Source organism: Aerococcus viridans (genome assembly GCF_001543285.1).
Lineage (GTDB): Bacteria > Bacillota > Bacilli > Lactobacillales > Aerococcaceae > Aerococcus > Aerococcus viridans.
The window spans coordinates 1,481,057-1,501,656 of sequence record NZ_CP014164.1 but is presented as its reverse complement, the minus strand read 5'-3'; the positions used below and the strand labels follow the sequence as shown (position 1 = coordinate 1,501,656).

Annotated in this window: 21 protein-coding genes and 2 pseudogenes; 13 read left to right on the top strand and 10 right to left on the bottom strand. The window is 37.3% G+C overall.

Annotated elements, in window-relative coordinates; all coding sequences use genetic code 11:
* The first annotated feature begins 2 nt into the window (after window positions 1-2).
* The 3 genes from AWM76_RS07150 to pseI are packed head-to-tail and all read left to right on the top strand — an operon-like array spanning window position 3 to window position 2,710.
* Window positions 3-707, top strand: coding sequence for a metallophosphoesterase family protein (locus AWM76_RS07150; RefSeq protein WP_003141654.1), 705 nt, complete (start codon window positions 3-5; stop codon window positions 705-707).
* On the top strand, window positions 697-1,674 hold the full coding sequence (locus tag AWM76_RS07145) for an ATP-grasp domain-containing protein (RefSeq protein ID WP_003141652.1): 978 nt from the start codon (window positions 697-699) through the stop codon (window positions 1,672-1,674). The genes AWM76_RS07150 and AWM76_RS07145 overlap by 11 nt, the downstream gene beginning before the upstream one ends.
* A complete protein-coding gene (gene pseI, locus AWM76_RS07140) occupies window positions 1,664-2,710 on the top strand; it encodes a pseudaminic acid synthase (protein ID WP_003141651.1) in 1,047 nt (348 codons plus the stop codon). The genes AWM76_RS07145 and pseI overlap by 11 nt, the downstream gene beginning before the upstream one ends.
* Before the next feature lie 211 nt (window positions 2,711-2,921).
* Here pseI and AWM76_RS07130 read toward each other — a convergent pair.
* Window positions 2,922-4,001: pseudogene (locus tag AWM76_RS07130) on the bottom strand (IS30 family transposase).
* A gap of 746 nt (window positions 4,002-4,747) precedes the next feature.
* Here AWM76_RS07130 and AWM76_RS07125 point away from each other — a divergent pair.
* The 4 genes from AWM76_RS07125 (at window position 4,748) to AWM76_RS07110 (ending at window position 6,744) form a co-directional block, all read left to right on the top strand.
* On the top strand, window positions 4,748-5,620 hold the full coding sequence (locus tag AWM76_RS07125; RefSeq protein ID WP_050774102.1) for a restriction endonuclease: 873 nt from the start codon (window positions 4,748-4,750) through the stop codon (window positions 5,618-5,620).
* Between the two features lie 66 nt (window positions 5,621-5,686).
* Complete coding sequence (locus tag AWM76_RS07120; protein WP_003141647.1) at window positions 5,687-5,944, top strand: ECs_2282 family putative zinc-binding protein; 258 nt, start codon at window positions 5,687-5,689, stop codon at window positions 5,942-5,944.
* On the top strand, window positions 5,935-6,411 hold the full coding sequence (locus AWM76_RS07115) for a hypothetical protein (protein WP_003141646.1): 477 nt from the start codon (window positions 5,935-5,937) through the stop codon (window positions 6,409-6,411). Before AWM76_RS07120 ends, AWM76_RS07115 begins: the two co-directional genes overlap by 10 nt.
* A 33-nt stretch (window positions 6,412-6,444) precedes the next feature.
* Entirely contained in the window at window positions 6,445-6,744 is a 300-nt protein-coding gene (locus AWM76_RS07110; protein WP_106427274.1) for a hypothetical protein, read from the top strand.
* A 106-nt stretch (window positions 6,745-6,850) separates the two neighbouring features.
* Here AWM76_RS07110 and AWM76_RS07105 read toward each other — a convergent pair whose 3' ends face one another.
* Window positions 6,851-7,591 carry a DUF6076 domain-containing protein gene (locus AWM76_RS07105; RefSeq protein ID WP_003141644.1) on the bottom strand — a complete coding sequence of 247 codons (741 nt, stop codon included), beginning with the start codon at window positions 7,589-7,591 and terminating at the stop codon, window positions 6,851-6,853.
* Window positions 7,592-7,770: 179 nt separating this feature from the next.
* Window positions 7,771-8,568 (bottom strand): IS3 family transposase, encoded by a 798-nt coding sequence (locus AWM76_RS07100; RefSeq protein ID WP_060779368.1) that lies wholly within the window; start codon window positions 8,566-8,568, stop codon window positions 7,771-7,773.
* A gap of 441 nt (window positions 8,569-9,009) precedes the next feature.
* Here AWM76_RS07100 and AWM76_RS07095 point away from each other — a divergent pair, with 441 nt between their 5' ends.
* Complete coding sequence (locus AWM76_RS07095; protein ID WP_003141454.1) at window positions 9,010-9,375, top strand: NAD(P)-dependent oxidoreductase; 366 nt, start codon at window positions 9,010-9,012, stop codon at window positions 9,373-9,375.
* Window positions 9,376-9,615: 240 nt separating this feature from the next.
* On the top strand, window positions 9,616-10,197 hold the full coding sequence (locus AWM76_RS07090; protein WP_003141452.1) for a YdcF family protein: 582 nt from the start codon (window positions 9,616-9,618) through the stop codon (window positions 10,195-10,197).
* Window positions 10,198-10,451: 254 nt separating this feature from the next.
* On the opposite strand, the gene AWM76_RS11235 is transcribed toward AWM76_RS07090, so the two are convergent.
* The 5 genes and pseudogenes from AWM76_RS11235 to AWM76_RS07070 all read right to left on the bottom strand — a co-directional run bounded on the left by AWM76_RS11235 (window position 10,452) and on the right by AWM76_RS07070 (window position 12,613).
* Complete coding sequence (locus AWM76_RS11235; protein ID WP_256638959.1) at window positions 10,452-10,625, bottom strand: ATP-binding protein; 174 nt, start codon at window positions 10,623-10,625, stop codon at window positions 10,452-10,454.
* Between the two features lie 46 nt (window positions 10,626-10,671).
* Window positions 10,672-11,202 (bottom strand): annotated as a pseudogene (locus AWM76_RS10985) (ATP-binding protein).
* 4 nt (window positions 11,203-11,206) lie between these two features.
* Window positions 11,207-11,455, bottom strand: a complete 249-nt coding sequence (locus AWM76_RS07080) for a hypothetical protein (protein WP_003141445.1) — start codon at window positions 11,453-11,455, stop codon at window positions 11,207-11,209.
* A gap of 50 nt (window positions 11,456-11,505) precedes the next feature.
* Complete coding sequence (locus AWM76_RS07075) at window positions 11,506-12,180, bottom strand: Mu transposase domain-containing protein (RefSeq protein WP_003141443.1); 675 nt, start codon at window positions 12,178-12,180, stop codon at window positions 11,506-11,508.
* Window positions 12,170-12,613, bottom strand: a complete 444-nt coding sequence (locus AWM76_RS07070) for a helix-turn-helix domain-containing protein (RefSeq protein ID WP_060779366.1) — start codon at window positions 12,611-12,613, stop codon at window positions 12,170-12,172. The genes AWM76_RS07075 and AWM76_RS07070 overlap by 11 nt, the downstream gene beginning before the upstream one ends.
* A 150-nt stretch (window positions 12,614-12,763) precedes the next feature.
* Here AWM76_RS07070 and AWM76_RS07065 point away from each other — a divergent pair, with 150 nt between their 5' ends.
* On the top strand, window positions 12,764-13,999 hold the full coding sequence (locus AWM76_RS07065; RefSeq protein ID WP_060779365.1) for an RNA-guided endonuclease TnpB family protein: 1,236 nt from the start codon (window positions 12,764-12,766) through the stop codon (window positions 13,997-13,999).
* Between the two features lie 377 nt (window positions 14,000-14,376).
* On the opposite strand, the gene AWM76_RS07060 is transcribed toward AWM76_RS07065, so the two are convergent.
* Both AWM76_RS07060 and AWM76_RS07055 read right to left on the bottom strand, forming a co-directional pair.
* Window positions 14,377-16,362 (bottom strand): DUF438 domain-containing protein, encoded by a 1,986-nt coding sequence (locus AWM76_RS07060; RefSeq protein WP_003142509.1) that lies wholly within the window; start codon window positions 16,360-16,362, stop codon window positions 14,377-14,379.
* Complete coding sequence (locus tag AWM76_RS07055; protein WP_003142510.1) at window positions 16,355-16,597, bottom strand: DUF1858 domain-containing protein; 243 nt, start codon at window positions 16,595-16,597, stop codon at window positions 16,355-16,357. Before AWM76_RS07055 ends, AWM76_RS07060 begins: the two co-directional genes overlap by 8 nt.
* A gap of 146 nt (window positions 16,598-16,743) precedes the next feature.
* On the opposite strand from AWM76_RS07055, the gene AWM76_RS07050 reads away from it, so the two are divergent.
* From AWM76_RS07050 to pflA, 3 genes are all read left to right on the top strand, one after another.
* A complete protein-coding gene (locus AWM76_RS07050) occupies window positions 16,744-17,103 on the top strand; it encodes a metal-sulfur cluster assembly factor (protein WP_003142512.1) in 360 nt (119 codons plus the stop codon).
* Window positions 17,104-17,316: 213 nt separating this feature from the next.
* The gene (pflB, locus tag AWM76_RS07045) at window positions 17,317-19,551 is read left to right on the top strand and encodes a formate C-acetyltransferase (RefSeq protein ID WP_039935578.1); all 2,235 of its coding nucleotides are present in this window, start codon (window positions 17,317-17,319) and stop codon (window positions 19,549-19,551) included.
* Between the two features lie 40 nt (window positions 19,552-19,591).
* Entirely contained in the window at window positions 19,592-20,362 is a 771-nt protein-coding gene (pflA, locus tag AWM76_RS07040) for a pyruvate formate-lyase-activating protein (protein WP_039935557.1), read from the top strand.
* Window positions 20,363-20,600: the final 238 nt, after the last annotated feature.

Sequence of the window (20,600 nt, the reverse complement as noted above, 5' to 3'; positions counted from 1 at the left end):
ATATGAGAATAGCAATTTTTTCGGACATCCACGGCAATAAATATGCATTGGAAGAAGCTTTAATCAAAATGGATGAAATAGGAATTGATGTTCATATATTTTGTGGTGATGCTGTAGGTTATTATTATTATCATAATGAAGTCATTGATACCCTTCGGAATATGAAAAACATTTATTGCGTTTTAGGAAATCATGATCAAATGTTTATTGATATAATTGATAAGAAAAAAGCTGCCAAATCATATTTTGAAAAATACGGTAGTTCTATAGAAAAATTTTCAAGTTCAATAACGAAAGAGAATATAGAGTTTTTAAGAAGTTTACCAGAGGTAAAGGATATTCTGATAGATGATTTGAAAATAAAAATCATTCATGGTAGTCCTTGGGATCCTATAGATGAATATATTTATCCAAATTCAGATTTTGATAGATATTCTGAGATTGACTTTGATTATGTTTTTCAAGGACATACCCACTATCCTATGAAAATTAGGCAGGGGAAATGTGAAATAATTAACCCAGGATCAATTGGACAACCTAGGGATGGAGGGTTCCCCTCGTTTGTAGTTTTTGATACGAGTACAAAATTGTTTGAATTTGTTAGTGTCGAGTATGATATTAATCAATTACTAGAAGATATACAGCGTGTTGGTGGAGAACCAAGTTATCTTTCCAATGTACTAAGGAGGCCATTAGATGGAAAATAAAAAGATAAATATTTTAGTTACTGGAATAGGTGGAGATATAGGCATTGGAATTGTAAAAATCTTAAATGAGATAGAGTATCATAAAATACTCGTGGGGTGTGATATCAACGAGTATCCTGCAAATAAACTAGATGTAGATTCATTTTATATTGCTCCTAGAGCGAATAATAAAGAACAATACTTAAGTTTTATAAAAGACATCTGCAATAGTCATGACATAGACTTAATTATCCCAAGCTCGGAAATTGAAATTAAAACATTAAGCGAAAACAAATCTATTCTGGGCGATGAGGTGAAAGTTTTAATTAATCATAATGAGATTATAAATACATTTTTGGATAAGCTGCAAACTATTGATTTCTTTAAAGCCAAAGGAATTAAACATCCAAAGACTTATGATATAAAAGAATTTTCTAGTCAATTAAACTACCCTTTTTTATTGAAAGAAAAGTTTACTCAAGGTAGTAAAGGAGTAGTAAAAATTGAAGATGCTGATGATTTTATTTACTACAAAAAGAAACACCCCAACAGTATTATTCAAGAAATAATAGGAGACAATAGGCAAGAATTTACAATAGGTGTTTTTTCAGATGGAGAAAATGTTTATAATATTGCCTTTCAGAGAGAATTAGGGTATGGGAGTTTAAGTAAATTTGTTCGAAGGATATCAGACCCTAAGATTGATGAATTGGCTAATAACATCGCTAATCTAACTAACCTTAGAGGTTCAATTAATATACAAGTTAGAAAGAATGATGATGGTGAGTATTTACCGTTTGAGATAAATCCAAGGCTATCTAGCACTTTGGCATTCCGTCACTATTTTGGATTTAAAGACCTAAAGTGGTGGATTGATTTAATGTATGGCTCATGTTTAGAAATCACACCCAAGTATTCCAATGGAATTGGAGTTAAAACTGTCAGCGAAGTTTATTTTGATATGGAGGAACCTATCAATGAAGATTAAGATTGATTCACATACTATTGGCAATAAAGAGAGAACTTTTATAATTGCAGAGCTTTCTGCAAACCATGGGAACGATATAAATATTGCCAAGAAAACAATTTTAGCTGCAAAAGAAGTTGGAGCAGATGCAATAAAAATACAAACCTTTACACCAGACACAATTACATTAGATTGCGATAATGATTATTTCACAGTCAAAGGTGGAACTATCTGGGATGGAAGAACTTTATATGATTTATACGAAGAAGCGCATATGCCTTGGGAGTGGCAGAAAGAATTAAAGGAATATGCAAATAGCATCGGTTTAATATTTTTCTCCTCACCATTTGATAAGTCAGCAGTTGATTTTTTAGAAAGTATAAATGTGCCCGCTTATAAAATTGCTTCATATGAGATAATGGATATACCATTAATTGAATATACAGCTTCTAAAGGTAAACCTATGATTATTTCAACTGGAGTTGCTTCATTGAACGATATTCAGGAGGCTGTTGAAGCGTGTAATCGTGTAGGAAATGATCAAATTATTTTACTTAAGTGTACATCTTCATATCCGGCAAAGATTGAAGATGCAAATTTGAATACAATACCAAATATGAAAGAAACGTTTGGAGTTGAAGTTGGTCTTTCAGATCATACGTTAGGTATTACTGTTCCTGTTTTGTCAATTGCATTAGGGGCTAATGTAATTGAGAAACATTTTATATTAGATAGGTCTGTTGGTGGACCTGACTCTTCCTTTTCTCTAGAGCCACAACAGTTTAAGGAAATGGTGGACTCAGTAAGAGATGCTGAAAAGGCTTTAGGAAAAGTTGATTATACCATGAGTGAGAAGAAAAAAAATAATAGATTATTGGGAAGATCACTTTTCGTCGTAAAAGATATAAAAGCTGGAGATAAATTTACAGAAGATAATGTGAAATCTATAAGACCTGGTAATGGTTTGCCTCCAAAGCACTATAATGAAATAATAAATCGGAAAGCAGCTACTGATATAGAACGAGGAACACCATTAAGCTGGGATATTATTAAGTAAAATGTATCAAATAGAAATTAAAAAATTGATCGTAAATTTCAAGTTTAAGTTAGCCAGTACAGGTAACTCATTTGTTTGGTACCGTAACTGCCTTGTTATTCTAAATCAGTGACCCTCTGATAATGAACTGAGGGATGGTAGTCTTCCGACCAGTCTGGCCTCAGGCCACCTTTCCAGACATGAAGCCATGCCGAGGTCAAGTAATGATAGGTCAAGCCCCCAATCGTTCTTGCTTGAATGCTTGAACAAATGTGTCATGTGGTGTTGCATAACCCAAAATTTTCCGCGGGTAATCGTTCATCCAACGCTGGATCCGCAAAATCTGGTTCTCGCTCACCTCACTAATCGGGCTTCCCTTGGGGACGAAACGGCGAATTAATTTATGCTGATTTTCGCTCGTCCCACGCTCCCAAGAAGCATAGGGGTGGCTGAAATAGACGTCAGCTACATCTTGCAGAGCATCGTGTAGCCCCGAAAACTCCGAGCCATTGTCGGAGGTCACGGTCTTAAATAATTGATCGAAGTTAGCGCCAGCCCGTTCTCTTAGCTGTTGAACCGCTTGGTCCACCGATTAGGTGTCCTTCCCGTTCAACTTTAGGATGACTTCAAAGCGTGTCTGCCGTTCAGCCAGCGTTAGCAGCACGGCATCCGACTTGGTCTTGTTTCCCACTACCGTGTCGATTTCCCAATGACCGAACGTTTCCCGTGTTTCAACTTCTTTAGGGCGTTCTTCAATTGACGTCCCGAGAACACGCTTGTTGGGACGGTGTCCTGGGCGGACCGCTTTGATTTTACGGGACAGTTTTTCAAGCAAGTCCATGTTCTTTGTTCGCATGATTCCGCGGTCAATCCATTGATAAAGAGCGGTTGTTCCAGGAATGATGGCACAATCGAACAGCTCGTGTTTTCTGGCAAATCCGACCACGACGTCCGGCGACCATTTTTCATTTAACATTTTGTCATCTGCCCAATCAATGAAGGCATTTGTGTTCGCCCATTTGGGGCGTCTGCCACAGTTCAGTCGTTGCTTTTCATAGAAGGCCTGTCCTGCATCAGCGTCATAAACAGAATAGTAGGTGTCATACACGTTTCCATTTTGCGTTTGGCGTTTTAACTGGGTGATGGTTCCGTGATCAATCTCATTGTTTATGGTTTGCGGAACACGTCCCAGCACTTTGGCAACCTGACGGTTGGAATAGCCTTCCTTTTTCAGGATAGCGATTTGGCAACATTCTGAGTAGGAAAGATGTTTTCCCTTGCGTGAAACTGTGTTATCATGGGTTTGCGTCATGTGAATTCATCCTTGTCTATTGAGAGTTGTGGTAACTTCAATATAACATGGAATTCACGTGGCGTTTTTTTTATTTTAAATGGCTAAGTTCATTATAAAATCCGCCTTTATTTTAAAGATGTAAAGGTAGGCTACAAAATTTTGAAAGATTCAAAAGCCTTTGATAAAATTAGAAAACGTAGTTAGGAGAAAATGAGCCACATACCGAAATGGCAGCTCAGCGAAAACCTCGCTTAACAATCCAGTGTTTTCAAGTGTTGTAGCAACAGGTGATTGCTGAACTTCCGGAAACGTACCTGGCTACTCTTGGCATTAGTGGCTGTAACTCAGTGGTTTTGTTTAGTGGTGGTAAACTTGAGTCCCCAAGAAACTTTTCCTCCGCATAAGTAAATTTTGGGAATCTTATATGAGGCGTTAGAAGTAATAAAGGTGGTATACGGGGTGAAGATGTGAGACTGGTTGATATACATGATTAGTTTGACACCCAGATAAGTTTGACATCGAGATCGGTTGTGAGGGTAACACCTGGATGTGCTGTGATGGTAACTTTTCAGATCGGTAGTGACGGTTAATTTTCAGATAGTGATTCTGGTTGATCACTTTGACACCCAGATAAGCGGTGATGGTAACTTTTTAGATAGGCAGTGAAAGAGAACGGGCATTTTTAGACGCAGAGATGTCCGTTTTTGAAGAAGATGAGTTTACAGAATATTTTGTTGATGGTTATGATGTGGGAGGTGAGTCACGTGGACGTAGATATTTATAGAGAGTCAATTCAATATGAGCAGCTTACACAAACAATATATCAAGCAATATTGAATAATGATTATGGAGAAAATATACAGGTTGAGCATAATGTTGAAGTGAGAGGTAGGTCAGGAGTTGCTCATCAAATCGATGTCTTGTGGCGCTTTAAGCTGGGTAATGTTAAACATACTGTCTTAATAGAATGTAAGAACTATGCTTCAAGTTTGACGCTAGAAAAGGTTAGAAATTTCTTCGGAGTTTTACACGATATTGGAAACGCGCAGGGAATTATTGTAACTAAAACTGGATTTCAAAGCGGGGCTGCTGAATACGCCAACTATTATGGAATAGACCTCAAACTGCTTAGAAGACCCACAGATAAAGACTGGGAAGGCCGTATGAAAGATTTACATCTAAATATTATAGCAAAATCAGTTGCAAGCAGTAAATCCAAGCCATTAGTGATTCAGATGAAATTAAAGGCAGAAGATGATATTCAAAAGAAATATCTCGAAGATCTAATCAAAGGCGGGAATTTAGCCGTAGAATCTGGTCCGGAATTATGCTTGTTAGATAAGAATGGCAATGTGTGTAGTGAGGAGATGCGTTGGTGGTTACCAAAACAAATAAAAGTTTTAGATAAAGAGGAAGGTGGACCTTATAACCAATACATAGAGCTTGATAATAAATATGTTTTGGTAAATCAAGGGAGGCAAGATGAACAATTAATTCAAGTTGAAGGTTTTGATATATCATATTATGTTGAATCTTTCAGTCATGAAATTATTAGCTATGGTGAGGAAATTGTAGAAGCAATCCTAAAAGATTTTAAGACAAATGAAGTTGAATTTGTGAAAAAGAGATCTGATTAGGGTATACAGAGTAGGGTGTTAAAGTATTTCATTGAAATGGTTAGGAGATGATAAATTTTGAAAGATATGAAGATGAATATAACCCTAAAGTGCAGCGTGTGTGCTAATGATCAATTTTCGACTGTTGAAGAAAATATAGAAGATTTGATGGATGCTCCTGATGAGACACTTATTAAATGTTCAGATTGTGGTAGAGTCGTGACTAAAGAAGAATTAATTAAAGAGAACAGCCACATTATTGATGCAAATCTTGAAGATTTCAAAAAGGATATATTCAAGGAAGTAGAAAAAGACTTAAAGAAGGCGTTTAAGAAATGGAAGTAAAAGATATATTTGATATTGTCACAGGGTATGGAATTCCATTTATAGCTATTGCGATTTCGATTGCTTCATTTCATGAGTCTAGAAAAGTTAATAAGGTCCAACTGAGATTAAATGAAATGGAAGAACAATTAAAAAAATATGAACTTGAAGAGAAAGAAAAAGTACGTGAGGCGGCAAATAAATCTATAGTAGAAGCTAGAATATATAATGTCTCGAAAGGTAAGTACAGATTAAAGATTTGGAATTCTGGTCAAGCTACTGCGTATCATGTTGATTACGAGGTCCCTGGAGATCTAAGGAATATTGTTATGAGGGACAAGGTTCCTTATGAGATACTTGAAGCAGGAAAGAGTTTTGAAGAACATATTATTTATTATATGGGAATGTCGTCAAAGCTTACTGTAAAAACGATGTGGAAAGATGCAAATGGAGAGCTATATGAGAAAGAACAAATCGTCTCATTTTAGTAGAATCTATGGGTGATGAAAGGGGATGGCCAATTGAAGTATTCAGAAGTAGAAGTAAAGAAAATGCTGAAAGCTGGAGACTTGAGTCTCGAAGAACAGATCAAGTTTAATATCTTGAATTTTATCAGGACAATCCACCTCAACCGTCAGAACTTCATTGAATCCTCCTTCGGGTCCGAGTTCTTTGGTGAGCTGCCCATGACTTTTAAGAAAAACCCAGGTCAGGTGTTTGGGCTAATCACTGCCACAATCAATGGTGAAGTACGGAAGTACGTTTTTAACGATAAAGGTTATGAACCTTTAGAAGACCTGATCAAATTAGCTGGAGGATAAAGAAAACCCGTCAAGCATTATTAACTTGGCGGGACAACAATAAAAATACTATGGCCAATAAAGAACCATGACTAGCAGCAATAGCAGCAGCCGGGCATGGTCTTTTCTATTTTTTGAGCCAGATTTTAAACTCTTCAAAATCATAAGTATTTGCTCTAACCATTTCAAGCTTTTCTTTTGCTTCTTGGTGCCAAAGGAAAAACTCCTGCTTTGTCATCTTTCCAGAATTGATTCTTGCATAATGAGTTTTGTATGCTCTATCGTAAAACTTCAAAGATAAACCTTCTTCTAATTTTTTCATGTAAGACCTTTTAGGGCCAACATCTGAACAAGTTCTAGTATCCAGAGATTCTTCATCTGGATCAATAAGTCTACCGCAGTATTCAACATTCAAGTTTTTAACAACAAAATACCTACCGCAGCTTCCACATTTCTTCACTAAAGTCCGGTCTAGAATCATGTGATACACTTCTAAAAATAAGACTTCATAAAAGCTGTTTACTTCGTATTCTTCATAAACCTCTTCGAAATATCCTTGTTGGACACTTTCTACAATGCTTTGCAGTTCTTCTAAAGCTTCAGGATGAATATGCTCAGTTCCTTTATGAAAATCATATAAGTCCCCTAAAATATTCCATTGTACTTCCTCACCATCTACAATCTCTGACCGTTTATAACCGGAGCGATAATACCTGCTATGTGGATCGGAGAAAGAGATCTGTTTCACTACGACCATGTGAGGATGGTCAGACATGGTAGCATGAACTCTCTCGTATACTGAAGCTCGCTCTGGAATAGATAGCTCTTTCAGATAGGGTGTGTTAACATCCAAAATCCAATAGATCATACTGGAGATATGACCTTGATAAGATAACAAGCTGTGAAAACCAGTTGGTGGAAGTTCCACATACGGAGGATCATCGTCATCATCAGGTTTAACAATTTGTTGATAGATTTTATAGTATTTCTTTGCTATTTCTGTTTTATCATTAAAGCCATCCTCGGGATAAAGGGCAATAAAGGTATCTATATACCAGCCTTCATCATTTTACGGTATGGTTTCGCTGCTCGCATTGATGATATGATGTTATTCTTGCGCAAAATTCTTCTGATCTTTTTATGATTCATTACTACATCGTATTCAGTTTCTAACGCCATTTTTATTTCATCAATCCCACACTTCTTCTTATCCAGAAAAATGCTATATAACAATTGGAAATCTTCCCAATCATTTTGATCACGCTCAGCACGTTTATCGCTACTATTTAGCCAGTAATAGTAGCCGCTTTTACTTACCCCTGCAAGGTCGCATAAATGATTCACCATTCCAGCAAGTTGATTCTCACAAATAATTTGGTTAATTAATCTAAAGCGTTCTTGTTTACTTAAGTCGTTTCTTTTGTCGTTTTTCACGCTCCTCTCGTGCTGTTCTAATTTTTTTACTAGTTCAAGATTCCCCTCTAGATAGGCTATACGGGCATTTGCTTTGTCTAGTGCCTCTTGTAACGATAATTGTTCTCTTGGTCCATAGGGACCATTATTTTTTGAACCACGAGTCTCTTGTAACAATACATCTTCTCCGTGATCTTTATATAATCTTTTCCAACGTGATAGTGATTGATTGGATTTTCCTTTTCCGATTAAATGAGAAGGAAGTCCAGCAAGTTCAAATATCTGAGTGGATGTCATGCCTTGTTTGCTTTGTTTAATGGCCTTTATTTTGAATTCTGATGAATAGGTAATACTTTTCTCTGTCACACTTTTCACATTAGGATTGTTTCTTAAAGCTTGAATCTCAGCTTGGCTATATATCTTTTTACTCAATCTGCCCACTCCCTTCTGTATAACTCAAATAGAGTATACCGAAAATTTTGCATAAAAATAACCCGAAAACTTACAACACTCTTTTTTTGAGTGTTCAGTTTTCGGGTTGAGATTCACAATACGACGCTTTACTTTTAATAAATTTGTACCCTTTATATTCTAAACATAGGGAGGATTTCTAAATAAGATATATGAACTCATTTTGCTAATATTTGCAAGAACAAACCCTTTTCAAAAGACCGATTTACATTCACGATTATGAAGAGAAAAAGTGCAAAGCGTATGTTATTGTTATGTTGTATTTTTAGACAGTATAAATTTTTATGGGATATCTTTGCTTGTTTGTTGAAATATAGCATATGATTATGGGTTTTATTGATCGAAAGATTAATAACAGTTGGTGAGTGGCATTTATTTTTATAAGGAATCTTGGTGGAGAAAATGGATAAAGTAGCGATTATCGGTGCAACGAACGCGATTGGCTGTCAGGCGGTAGAACAATTTTCTATGGCAGGCTATGAAGTCATCGCTGCACATTATGAAGATGTTGAAGTGCCAAACATACCTGGTGTTGAATATATTTTTATTCAACCGGGGGATACGGCAATTGTTGAGGATATCTTGGAACAATCGCGGATTGTGATATTACCGGTAATTACAGAAATCTGTGATATTCCAAAACTTATTTACTATGAAGAACGGTTATTCAATATTATTGACATCTGTGAAGACTTACCAATAGATGAATTTTGCTATATAATAGCGAGTGCTGAGCATCCAGATGAGATTGATTTTGAAATGAAGTAAGTACAAAAACGATTAAAAGCATATATTGAGAACGCTGACTTAAATCAACAACCGGTCGATATGTTTAAATTTGAAGATCAATTTACTGAAATCATTCAAAGGGGTGTTGCTTCCCTTGCAAGGAAACACAATAATACAATTATATTTGATTCTGGAAAATGATACTTTACTTTTCATCCGATGATTTCCATGTGGTAAGATAAGACAAAAGGAAATTGCTTATCAAAATGAGGAATGTAGATGAAAGGAAATAATCTTGTTCGACTTGCGGGCTTTTTTGCCGGCATTATGATCGCTATAGGTTTATTAGGTGTGATTACCCTCAGTAACCTCATTGTTGATGAGGAACCGAGAGTGTCAGATATTATTGTTGTGCCAGAAGGGGCTAGTGAGCGGGCTGGTGAAGCAGTTGATTTGCTTGAAGCAGGTTATTCACGGTCAGGAAAAATTATCGTAAGTCCACTAACCCAGTCAAATCTAGATTTTTACGTAGGGGCGGGTGCGCCAAGTGATGCTTTAATTAACGAAGGGAACGCTACGTCTACTTATACCAACGCACGAAATACATTGAAGATGATGCAAGAATTGGGCTATGATTCTGCCGTTATCACGTCTTCAGATTACCATATGCTGCGAACAAAGATGATTTATGAACGACAAAATCGCCATTACGGGTTCGATTTAACATACGTCGCTACCTATCATGATGTTGCCGGTGAGGAAGTGACTTGGTGGCAAGCCAATCGTAGAGCGGGTCTTAGTGAAATTAGAAAATTTTGGGGCTACATGTTCTTTCTTTACCATTGGGTAGATGAAGACTAATAAGCTAATCAAAAGTCATCCGGTTAGGGTGGCTTTTTTGACATTTGAAATTATTTACCAACACTATTTGTAAAAGAACCCAAATAAGTTACAGGAGGTTATTTTTATGATCAATTATCATAAGATTCTTGAAATGCATCTACAAGGGATTCCTCAACGAACAATCTCTTCCAGTACGGGGCATTCAAGAGACAAAATTAGAGAGGTGGTGAATCTGTAAATGTCAACTGAAAAATGGACCACTCTGCGGCAATTTATCCTTGAGTCATGGAATCAATCCATGAGCTCGTTTGTTTAATGCGGTAACTTTCTCCTCTCATATTAATGATATTCGCTTGATAGGCTAATCGGTCCACGAGAGCGCCGGTTAAAGTGGCATCTTTAAAACATTCCTGCCATCGATCAAAGGTTAAGTTAGTGGTGATCATAATCGATCCTTCATCGTTCCGGTTCGATAGTAAATTGAATAAGAGCTCAGCGTCCCGCTTCATCAAAAGACAAGTAGCCTAATTCATCGATAATAGCCAAATCAACACTTTCAAAACGGCGTTTAAAACGGACAAACTGACTCTGGGTGACCGCTTCTTTCAATTGAATCACTAAGTTAGGCGCATTAACGAACTGAACACTCATACCTTGTAAATAGGCTTCTATACCAATCCCAATACTAAAATGCGTCTTGCCGGTGCCTGGATTCCCAATTAAGATCGCATTTTCTTTCCGTTTAATAAATTCCAGTTAGGTTAACTCACGCAGCTGCTTGCGCGGCTGTTCTTCAAACACGCTGTCATCAAAATCTGCTAGATACTTCTTATGATGAAACTTCGCCTGGTTGATTCGGCGTTGATGACTCCGCTCACGTCGTTGCGTGACCTCTTCCCACAATAATTCTTTTAAGGCTTCATCTAAGTTTAATCCCCGCTGGTTGGCTTCTTTTAGGTAACTTTGGGAATGTTCACAAATATAGGCCAATTTTAATTCTCTAGCTGCTTCTTCAATCGTCATTACTTCACACGCTCCAATCCGCTTCAATGGCCTCTGTAATGGCTTCGGCTTCTTGAGAAAGGGAAGCCGACTTTCGAGCCGGGGCATTCTGGGAAAGCTGTTCCATTAATTGCACCTTGGGCAAGGCTTGGTACTGGTCTAATTTATCTAGGAATTCACGGGGATTTTCTTTATAATATAAGGCATAGTGGGCTTTCAAATCGGGCGAGTGTTTGAGCACCAAGGAGTGTTTTAACGCTCCCGGTTTTTTCATCAGCGTCTTGAGGTAGTGGTATATGTCAAGCTGATACTGATGGGAACCCTCTATTTTTTATGCCGACAGACTTCCTCGTGGTTGGCATAAACCACAAAATACTCCGGATACACTTTTAATTGCACGGTATGCCCCACCAAATAATCGGGGACCGAATAAGCATTGGTTTCATACTGGATAATACTATATTTATTGACGCGGCATTGAACCATTTCGGCTAATTCAAAGGGCGGACGGTAGGTCAGTAGGTATTGCTTTTCCTCAACAATCTGACTCTTTTGATTCAGTCGTATTAACTGCTGCGTTAAATGGTCTCGGGCAGCTTCTATGGATGAAAATTGGTAAGATTTACTGAAACATTGACGGCGAATATGTTTAACTCGACCTTCTACCGTCCCTTTCTCATGGCCGCTAAAACAATTAGTCACATTAATTTCAAAGCCGTAATAGAGAGACAATTTGATCAGCGATTCATTGAGTTCTTTTTCAGACCGGCCAATAAAGCGCGTGACGACATTGCGCATATTATCATAAACCACTTCCTGATAGACCCCTCCCACCATCTCAAAGAATTGAACATGGGCCTCTTGAAAAACATCTTGTTTCTGATTCGTATATAAATAGGCCCAATAAAAATCAGAGGCAGGACTCGCAAACACTGCTAAGTGGTAGGTGCGAACCTTACCGGCGATTTCCAGTTTGACTTCCCCAAAATCAAAGTCCACACGGTAACCTAAAGGCTACTCTTGTTTTTTGTTTCAACTGCCGCCAGTAATGGGCGACGGTACGGTAACCAATGGGATGACCTTCTTCAGCGAGAAGCTCATGCACAGCGATCGCGGTTAATGCTTGTTTATGCGGGCCTAACCGTTTATTCTTTTTCAATTCTTGTTGATATAATTCTTTCATCCGTGCTTCTACTGCAGGAGTATACGCCCGTGCTCTTCGCTTGGAACTGTCATACGACCGAGTTAAAACAAGCTGTTCGGTTGCTTCTTCCACTTCTTGTTCACTCTTACTGGAATTCAAATCGTCAATGCCTTTCTTATATCGATCACAAATGGCCTTCGCCGTCTTGCGATCGATTCCTAACTCTCTTACGATATGCCGATTGGACTCACCTTGGCGATATCTTGAGATAACATCAAATTGTTTCATTTACAAGCTGTCAGCTAAGGAAACCTAGGTATTGATACCTAGGAGGAATTAGCGAAATAGACAGGTCTTTTTGTTGATTTTACTAGGTTATCGTTTATGTTTCCTCTAAATAGCTAGTATAATGTATTTTAAGAGAAAAGAGGTGATAAGATGCAGTTAACGAAAACGATTAAAGTGCAATTATACCCAAGTGCTAGTGATATTGAAAAGTTCGAAGAAACTCAACAACAGTTTTTAAACGCTTGTAATTTTGTTTCGACATATATCTTTGACCATGACTTTGAATTAGGTCAAACGACTTTGCACAACGCCTTGTATCATCAGATACGTCAGGATTTTGGGCTGCAATCGCAAATGGCCCAGTCCGTGATGCGTACGGTAATCGCGAGATATAAGACCGTGAAAACACAGTTTAAACAAAAACCTAAGCGTTATAAAGATATCCATACAGGTAAATATCATACCCTATATAAAGACCTTTACCATTTAACGAAACCCCTAGGGTTTAAGCAACCAGTCGCTGTGTTCGTACGTAATCGTAACTACGCTTATCACCAAAACAATACCTATTCACTGACGACCAATCAAGGACGAATTAAAGTGTCTTGTGATAAGCAACATATCGATTATCTTCAACAATTTAGCCAGAATGCTTACAAGTTCGGTCAAGCTGAATTACTCTGTCGTAAGGGTAAGTGGTTCTTACACGTGTCCGCAAGTAAAGAGATAGACAGCCCAGATGAAACGAATATTCAACGTATTGTAGGCATTGACCGTGGTTTAAGACAGATACTAACTATTGCGGATGATACAGCTCATACTACCTTCTATTCGGGTAAAAGCTTGATGAAGAAAAGACGGCGTTTTAAGAAATTGCGCCAGTCCTTACAAGCGAAGAACACCAAATCAAGTCGTAGACGTCTTAAAACAATTGAAAGACGAGAGAACCGCTGGATGAATGATGTGAACCATCAATTATCAAAGACACTCGTTGACCGATACGGGGCCAATACCTTGTTTGTGGTGGAAGATCTTACGAACGTTACTTTTAACACGACTCACCACCGTAAGCAAGATGTACGGTATGAACACCATTCTTGGCGATTCTTCGATTTTGAAGAAAAGTTAATGTATAAAGCTTTAGAAAGTGGTTCGCAAGTTTTAAAAGTATCCGCACAATTTACGTCCCAACGTTGTCCGAAATGCGAATCAATTGATAGAGCTAATAGACAACAAGATAAGCACTTGTTTACTTGTCAGAATTGTGGGTATCAATCAAATGATGACCGTGTGGCAGCTATCAATATTCAAGAATTGGGTCACCGATATCTGTCGAGTGAGAAAAACCCGCGGTTTGAAAAAGTTGTGCCAATACAAAATTATTAAACATAAAACAATATTCGGTAAGTGTCTACAGACCGCTTACTGATGGGGTGCCAGTCAACCATCCCTTAGTGTCTTTAAACGGTTGGAGATATTATATCGTTTGTACAACCACCATGTTTAGGACAAACTCTCTGTTTTAACAGAGAGTAGTTGATTCTCATAATCACTCCTTCCGCCTCCATCCATTTAATCATGTATGGTAAGCATAAAAATAAGTGGCCCATTTTCAACGGCAACTTGCTGAATAATGGACCACTTTTAGAATACAACAAACAATGTGTATTACGATGAAGTAGAACAGTTGATAAAAAAACAAACGTCGGCTGAGTTTGAATAGAAAAAATCGGTTATTACATTTTTTGTAATAACCGATTTTTTTAATACAATCGTTTCTCTGTTCCGTCCAATTCAACATACATTGAAGCATCCTGAACGGTCTCCACAATACCATGATAATTATCATTTTGATCTTGCGCACCAATATACAAGATATAAATAAGTTTATTCCCAGGTGAGAACCACATAGGTTCAATAAAACGACGTTGTGCTTGAAGGTCTTCAGATAAGCGTTTAACCTTTGGCCAAACTCTAGCTGGGTGACAATATTCTAAGTCACGTCCAATTTCTAAAGGTGATCTTTGGAAGAGCATCTCGTCATAAGGACCGATATTATTAAAGTATTTAAACTTATGATCGCCGTCAACGTAAGTAATCTCAAAGGGCATTGAATCCAAAATGAGTCTCACTTGCTTTAAACTTAAATATCCTTCGCCGATACTAATCAATTGCTCATTAGAAAAATCCTTTGGATCATTGACTACTGTCTCATTGCTTGCAGACCAGTTGAATTCCAACTGTCCTTTACCAAATTGAAGTACTTGTGATTCTGCTTGAGACTGATGTTTGTGATTAACCTGAGTTAAATTAGCTGGATCCTTAAGTGTTAAATCAACCTTACTTTGAGGGAGTAAATTACGCCATTTATCCGTTTGAATATCTAAGATAGGTTGGATGTTTTGTATTATTTCAACGAATCCTTGATATTGCCCGGATTCATTAAAGAGTGCTTTATACGAAATATATAAAAATTCTGATTCATGTTCAAACCAAAAGCTTTCTTCAGTTAATGTGTTATCTTTGAAAGCTTGAACAATGGGTTCTAATGTATCCCAGACTGCTTCTGGATAGACATCTTCTACCTTAGCACCGATGTTTTCAGCGTGTCGTGGTAATATTGATGACTCCTTCTTGTGATTGAAGTATTGTACGATATCATTTTGATCAACAAAAGTAACTTTCACTGGGATGTAATCAAAGATGACTTTGATTTGTTCTAAGCTCAAGTAACCATCACCAATCGAAAGAGGCACTGTTGGGTTCATGATTTGGTTACTGCTTGAGTCAAGCGTCTCATCTGGTTCCCAAAGAACGGTAAATTGACCGCCATTAACGGTAATTTTTCGTGTTTCGATTGTTTTACTTTCCACTGTATTCATTGTTTTTTGAACTGACTTAGTTGGTGTAGGTACTTCTTGAATTGTTAATTCTTCAGCTTTTTTCGTATCTTCTTCGAGTAAGTCTGCCAGGTTTTCTGGTTCCCAAGTTTCGCGAGGAGGAATAATTGCATAGCCGTAATTATCGCTTTGCAGGGCGATGTTGTACCAATCCAATTGATTGAAACTTTCAAGTAAGATATTAATTAATATAGCTTCTTCTTTAAAAATCATTTCATTGAATTCAAATTGGAAAGCTTCATACGTATCTCTTACTTTTGAAAATTTAATATCGGGAAATTTTTCCATGGCTTTATAGGCGCGTTTGAATAAGTCACGGATCTCATCATCTTTTGCCCACATAACTTTTGGTGGAGCGTCGTGGCCGTAACTTTCCATAACCGGGAAGAATAAATGTTCTTTCCGGTTGTAATGGTTATCAAATTGCCCGATGATATCATATTGACGTTTAAGTCCTTTAATCATTCCATCAGACAATTCTTCAACCGGCATTTCTTCAAAGGTATCCAGAATATTGTTAATCCGTAGCAGGGCAGAGCGTAACGCCATATTCTCTTCTTTGAATACTGTTACGGGGTGTCCGGGGTGATCAGCATCGGGGGCTTTACCATCTTCAATCGTACCTTTGAACAGATTCGCGTGAACATTACATAGCTTAAGAACATCTTGAAACGTAATCACACTATCCCCATACATTAATTGATGCTCCATCATGGAGATTTCAATGGCACTCACACCCGTGAAATGCTCATTAAATTCATCCTGAACTGATTCAGGATCTGCTCCATGATGCAGTTTAAGAAGAATACCTTCTAATATATCTATGCGATTGTCTGTATTATTACTCATTCACGTCACCTCCGATGACAGTATAGCCGTTCCATTGTAGTTCATTCACTAATTGTTCCAAAGGAAGGTTGATTAATTTGCAGCCTTGTTTTAGTGTGACAACTTTTCCAACCGATTGTCTCATGGCTGGATTAGCTAAAGGTTTAAAGCCTAAATCGACAAGAATGTCGAGAAGTTCAGGGTGTGAATCAAGGACTTGTTTCACAGGTCTATTAAGGTCTACTTGATTTTCCATTTTCTTACCCCTTATAAAATTCGATTGATATTAAATCTATTCATGTATAAACTAAACGTACTATATTACATAATACTAGCGAACAAAAACTTCATAAGCAATATGAATAAAATAAATATATTATTTAAACGAAAGGAACATCTTTTATGAATGAAGAATTTGGTATTCTATTCAAAAACGAAGCATTAAAGTACGAAGAAGAATTACTAGAGCAATTAACAGGAGTCATCGATCCAGAGTTAGGCATAGATATTGCGAACTTAGGCCTAATATATGAAGTAGATATGGATGAAGCAGGGAAGGTTGAAGTCATAATGACTTTAACAACTGCCGGTTGTCCCTTAGCAGACTTCATTGATAGTGACGTGAGATATCAATTAGCTAACTTTGATAAAATTACTGAAATCGATATAAAAGTTGTCTTTAAACCGCATTGGGATTTATCTCGCATCTCACGCTTTGCTCGTATTGCTTTAGGTATTCCGAGTGATTTTATTCCGAATTAAATTAATATTTAAAAGTCCTGTCTAACGATGGGGCTATTTTTGTACAATGTTCTAAAATTCACATAAATAATTGTTATATCCTATTGCTTATTGTTATATCCTATTGCTTTAGGTATAAAAATAGTTTATCATATGTGTAATTAATCACAAGCTTAGATGTTTGCTTCGAATTTATATGGAGGGGATACCGTGGAAAAATTAAAAAACGAAAAAATGAATGTTAATCCTTGGGAAGGTTTTACAGGGACTAAATGGCAAGAGTCAATTGATGTTAGAGATTTTATTCAAGAGAATTATACTTTATACGAAGGTGATGATTCATTCTTAGAAGGTGCAACGATTGAAACTTTCCAATTATGGGATCAAGTAATGGAACTAACAAAAGCAGAACGTGATGCTGGTGGCATTCTAGATATGGATACTAAAGTTGTATCAACAATTACGTCACATGATGCGGGTTACCTGAACAAAGACGTTGAAAAAGTTGTGGGTGTTCAAACTGACAAACCTTTCAAACGTAGTTTACAACCATTCGGTGGAATCCATATGTCTGTTCAATCTGCAGAAGCATATGGCTACAAGATTGATCCAGAAATTGAACATATCTTTACAGAGTACCGCAAAACTCATAACCAAGGTGTATTTGATGTATACACACCTGAGATGCGTGCTGCTCGTCGTTCAGGAGTAATTACAGGACTTCCAGATGCTTACGGTCGTGGACGTATTATCGGAGATTACCGTCGTGTTGCATTATACGGAGTAAACCGTTTAATGGAAGAGAAACAAAAAGACTTCGCAAATATTGGTAACGGACAAATGAACGAAGAAGTTATGCGTCTACGTGAAGAAGTTAGTGAACAATACCGTGCCTTACAAGATTTAATTGAATTAGGTAATATTTACGGCTTTGATTTAACTCGTCCAGCTGAAACAGCGCAAGAAGCATTCCAATGGTTATACTTAGGATACTTAGCGGCAATTAAAGAACAAAATGGGGCAGCAATGTCATTAGGTCGTACATCTACATTCCTAGATATCTATATTGAACGTGATCTTGCTACAGGTGTGCTTTCAGAAAAAGATGCGCAAGAATTAGTTGACCATTTCGTTATGAAATTACGTCTAGTTAAATTCTCACGTACACCTGATTACAACCAATTATTCTCAGGAGATCCAACTTGGGTCACTGAAGCAATCGGTGGTGTTGGGATTGATGGACGACCACTAGTAACTAAAAACTCATTTAGATTCTTACATACATTATCAAACTTAGGACCAGCACCAGAACCAAACTTAACTGTGTTATGGTCACCAAGCTTACCAACTCATTTCAAACGATTTGTTGCGAAGATGTCTATTGACACATCAGCCATTCAATATGAAAATGACGACATTATGCGTCCAATTTACGGTGATGACTATGCCATCGCATGTTGTGTGTCAGCGATGGAAGTTGGTAAACAAATGCAATTCTTCGGTGCGCGCGCGAACTTAGCAAAAGCATTATTATATGCAATCAACGGTGGTGTCGACGAAATGTCGAAAGCACAAGTTGGACCAAGCTATCGAGCAATTACTTCAGAATACTTAGAATATGATGAAGTGATGGAACGTTATGATGACATGTTAGAATGGTTAGCAGGATTGTATATCAATTCATTAAACGTTATCCACTATATGCACGATAAATACAGCTATGAAAGTATCGAAATGGCTTTACATGATACAAATGTAAAACGTACGATGGCTACAGGTATTGCTGGATTCTCAGTTGCAATTGATGCTTTATCAGCAATCAAATATGCAAAAGTTAAAACAATCCGTGATGAAAATGGTCTAGTTGTCGATTATGAAATCGAAGGTGAATTCCCACAATACGGTAATAACGATAAACGTGCCGATGAGATCGGTGTTGATTTACTTAAAGCATTCATGACTAAAGTTAAGAAACATCCAACATACCGTGATGCTATCCATACAACATCAATCTTAACTATTACATCAAACGTTGTTTACGGTAAGAAAACTGGTAACACGCCAGACGGTCGTCGTGAAGGAGAGCCATTTGCTCCTGGAGCGAACCCAATGCACGGACGTGATACTCATGGGGCGTTAGCAAGTTTACTTTCAGTTGCTAAGATGCCTTACGAATATGCTTTAGATGGAATTTCAAATACATTCTCAATCATTCCAAAAGCATTAGGTAAAGATGAAGAAATTCAAAAAGATAACTTAGTGAATATGTTAGACGGATACATTAAAGAAGGTGGACACCACTTAAACGTTAACGTGTTTAACCGTGAAACGTTATTAGATGCGATGGATCACCCAGAAGAATATCCACAATTAACTATCCGTGTATCTGGTTATGCTGTAAACTTCATCAAATTAACTAGAGAGCAACAAATGGATGTTATTAACCGTACAATGCACAGTTCAATGTAATCACTTAAGTTTTAGATATCTTGTTGAAGGGGGATATATCTTGTCAGAAGTTAAAACACCAATTATTGGGAACGTCCACTCGACTGAAAGTTTCGGATCAGTTGACGGACCAGGGATACGATTCATCTCTTTTATGCAAGGATGTCGTCTTCGTTGTCAGTTTTGTCATAATCCAGATACTTGGAATATGCGTGGAGGAACGCAATATACACCACAAGAATTATTCGATGAAGCCATACAATACCGTTCTTTTTGGGGTAATAGCGGCGGAGTAACTGTAAGTGGGGGAGAACCTTTACTTCAAATCGAATTTCTGATTGAATATTTCAAAATTTGTAAAGCACATGGTGTCCACACAACCATTGATACGTGTGGCGCACCCTTTACATTAGAGGAACCATTCCGCTCACAATTTGAAGAACTGATGAAGTATACTGATCTGTTCTTATTTGATATTAAGCATATTGATCCAAAAGGTCATGTAAAATTAACGGGTGTGCGCAATGAGAATATCATGCAGATGGCTGAATTACTTTCAGAGTTGAATATACCTGTTTGGATTCGACACGTACTTGTTCCAACGCGTACGGATTACGATGAGTATCTGATTCGATTAGGCGATTATGTTGAAACTTTATCAAATGTTCGCAAGTTCGAGGTGCTTCCATATCATAAACTAGGTGTCTACAAATATGAGGCACTTGGATTTAAATACCGTTTGGAAGGAGTCGAACCACCGACTGCAGAACGGGTCGAGAATGCTAAAAGATTGTTGAGAACAGAACGCTATAAAGGATATTTAGATGATTAAATAAAGCGACATAATTAAAGCGTAACACTTTAAAACAGTGTTGCGCTTTTTATGTATTTCTAGCAAATATTACCAGTATATTCAAAAAAATATTTATATCAATAAAACAATATCAATATTGTTATATAACAGAAGCGTCAATATGCTCATTTAATCACATATAGAGAATTATCATTGAATGAAACAGCATAGATAACTGTTACAACACCTAATAAAAACCTATTATATTAGCGTTTTT

Coding starts and splice junctions, on each gene's coding strand:
- AWM76_RS07055 (WP_003142510.1), bottom strand. CDS start 16,597: ATGGAAAATCAAGTAGACCTTAATAGACCTGTGAAACAAGTCCTTGAT.
- pseI (WP_003141651.1), top strand. CDS start 1,664: ATGAAGATTAAGATTGATTCACATACTATTGGCAATAAAGAGAGAACT.
- AWM76_RS07105 (WP_003141644.1), bottom strand. CDS start 7,591: ATGATCTATTGGATTTTGGATGTTAACACACCCTATCTGAAAGAGCTA.
- AWM76_RS07150 (WP_003141654.1), top strand. CDS start 3: ATGAGAATAGCAATTTTTTCGGACATCCACGGCAATAAATATGCATTG.
- AWM76_RS07065 (WP_060779365.1), top strand. CDS start 12,764: ATGCAGTTAACGAAAACGATTAAAGTGCAATTATACCCAAGTGCTAGT.
- AWM76_RS07080 (WP_003141445.1), bottom strand. CDS start 11,455: ATGAAAAAACCGGGAGCGTTAAAACACTCCTTGGTGCTCAAACACTCG.
- AWM76_RS07050 (WP_003142512.1), top strand. CDS start 16,744: ATGAATGAAGAATTTGGTATTCTATTCAAAAACGAAGCATTAAAGTAC.
- AWM76_RS07060 (WP_003142509.1), bottom strand. CDS start 16,362: ATGAGTAATAATACAGACAATCGCATAGATATATTAGAAGGTATTCTT.
- AWM76_RS07115 (WP_003141646.1), top strand. CDS start 5,935: ATGGAAGTAAAAGATATATTTGATATTGTCACAGGGTATGGAATTCCA.
- AWM76_RS11235 (WP_256638959.1), bottom strand. CDS start 10,625: ATGATCACCACTAACTTAACCTTTGATCGATGGCAGGAATGTTTTAAA.
- AWM76_RS07095 (WP_003141454.1), top strand. CDS start 9,010: ATGGATAAAGTAGCGATTATCGGTGCAACGAACGCGATTGGCTGTCAG.
- AWM76_RS07090 (WP_003141452.1), top strand. CDS start 9,616: ATGAAAGGAAATAATCTTGTTCGACTTGCGGGCTTTTTTGCCGGCATT.
- pflB (WP_039935578.1), top strand. CDS start 17,317: ATGAATGTTAATCCTTGGGAAGGTTTTACAGGGACTAAATGGCAAGAG.
- AWM76_RS07070 (WP_060779366.1), bottom strand. CDS start 12,613: ATGAAACAATTTGATGTTATCTCAAGATATCGCCAAGGTGAGTCCAAT.
- AWM76_RS07145 (WP_003141652.1), top strand. CDS start 697: ATGGAAAATAAAAAGATAAATATTTTAGTTACTGGAATAGGTGGAGAT.
- AWM76_RS07120 (WP_003141647.1), top strand. CDS start 5,687: ATGAAGATGAATATAACCCTAAAGTGCAGCGTGTGTGCTAATGATCAA.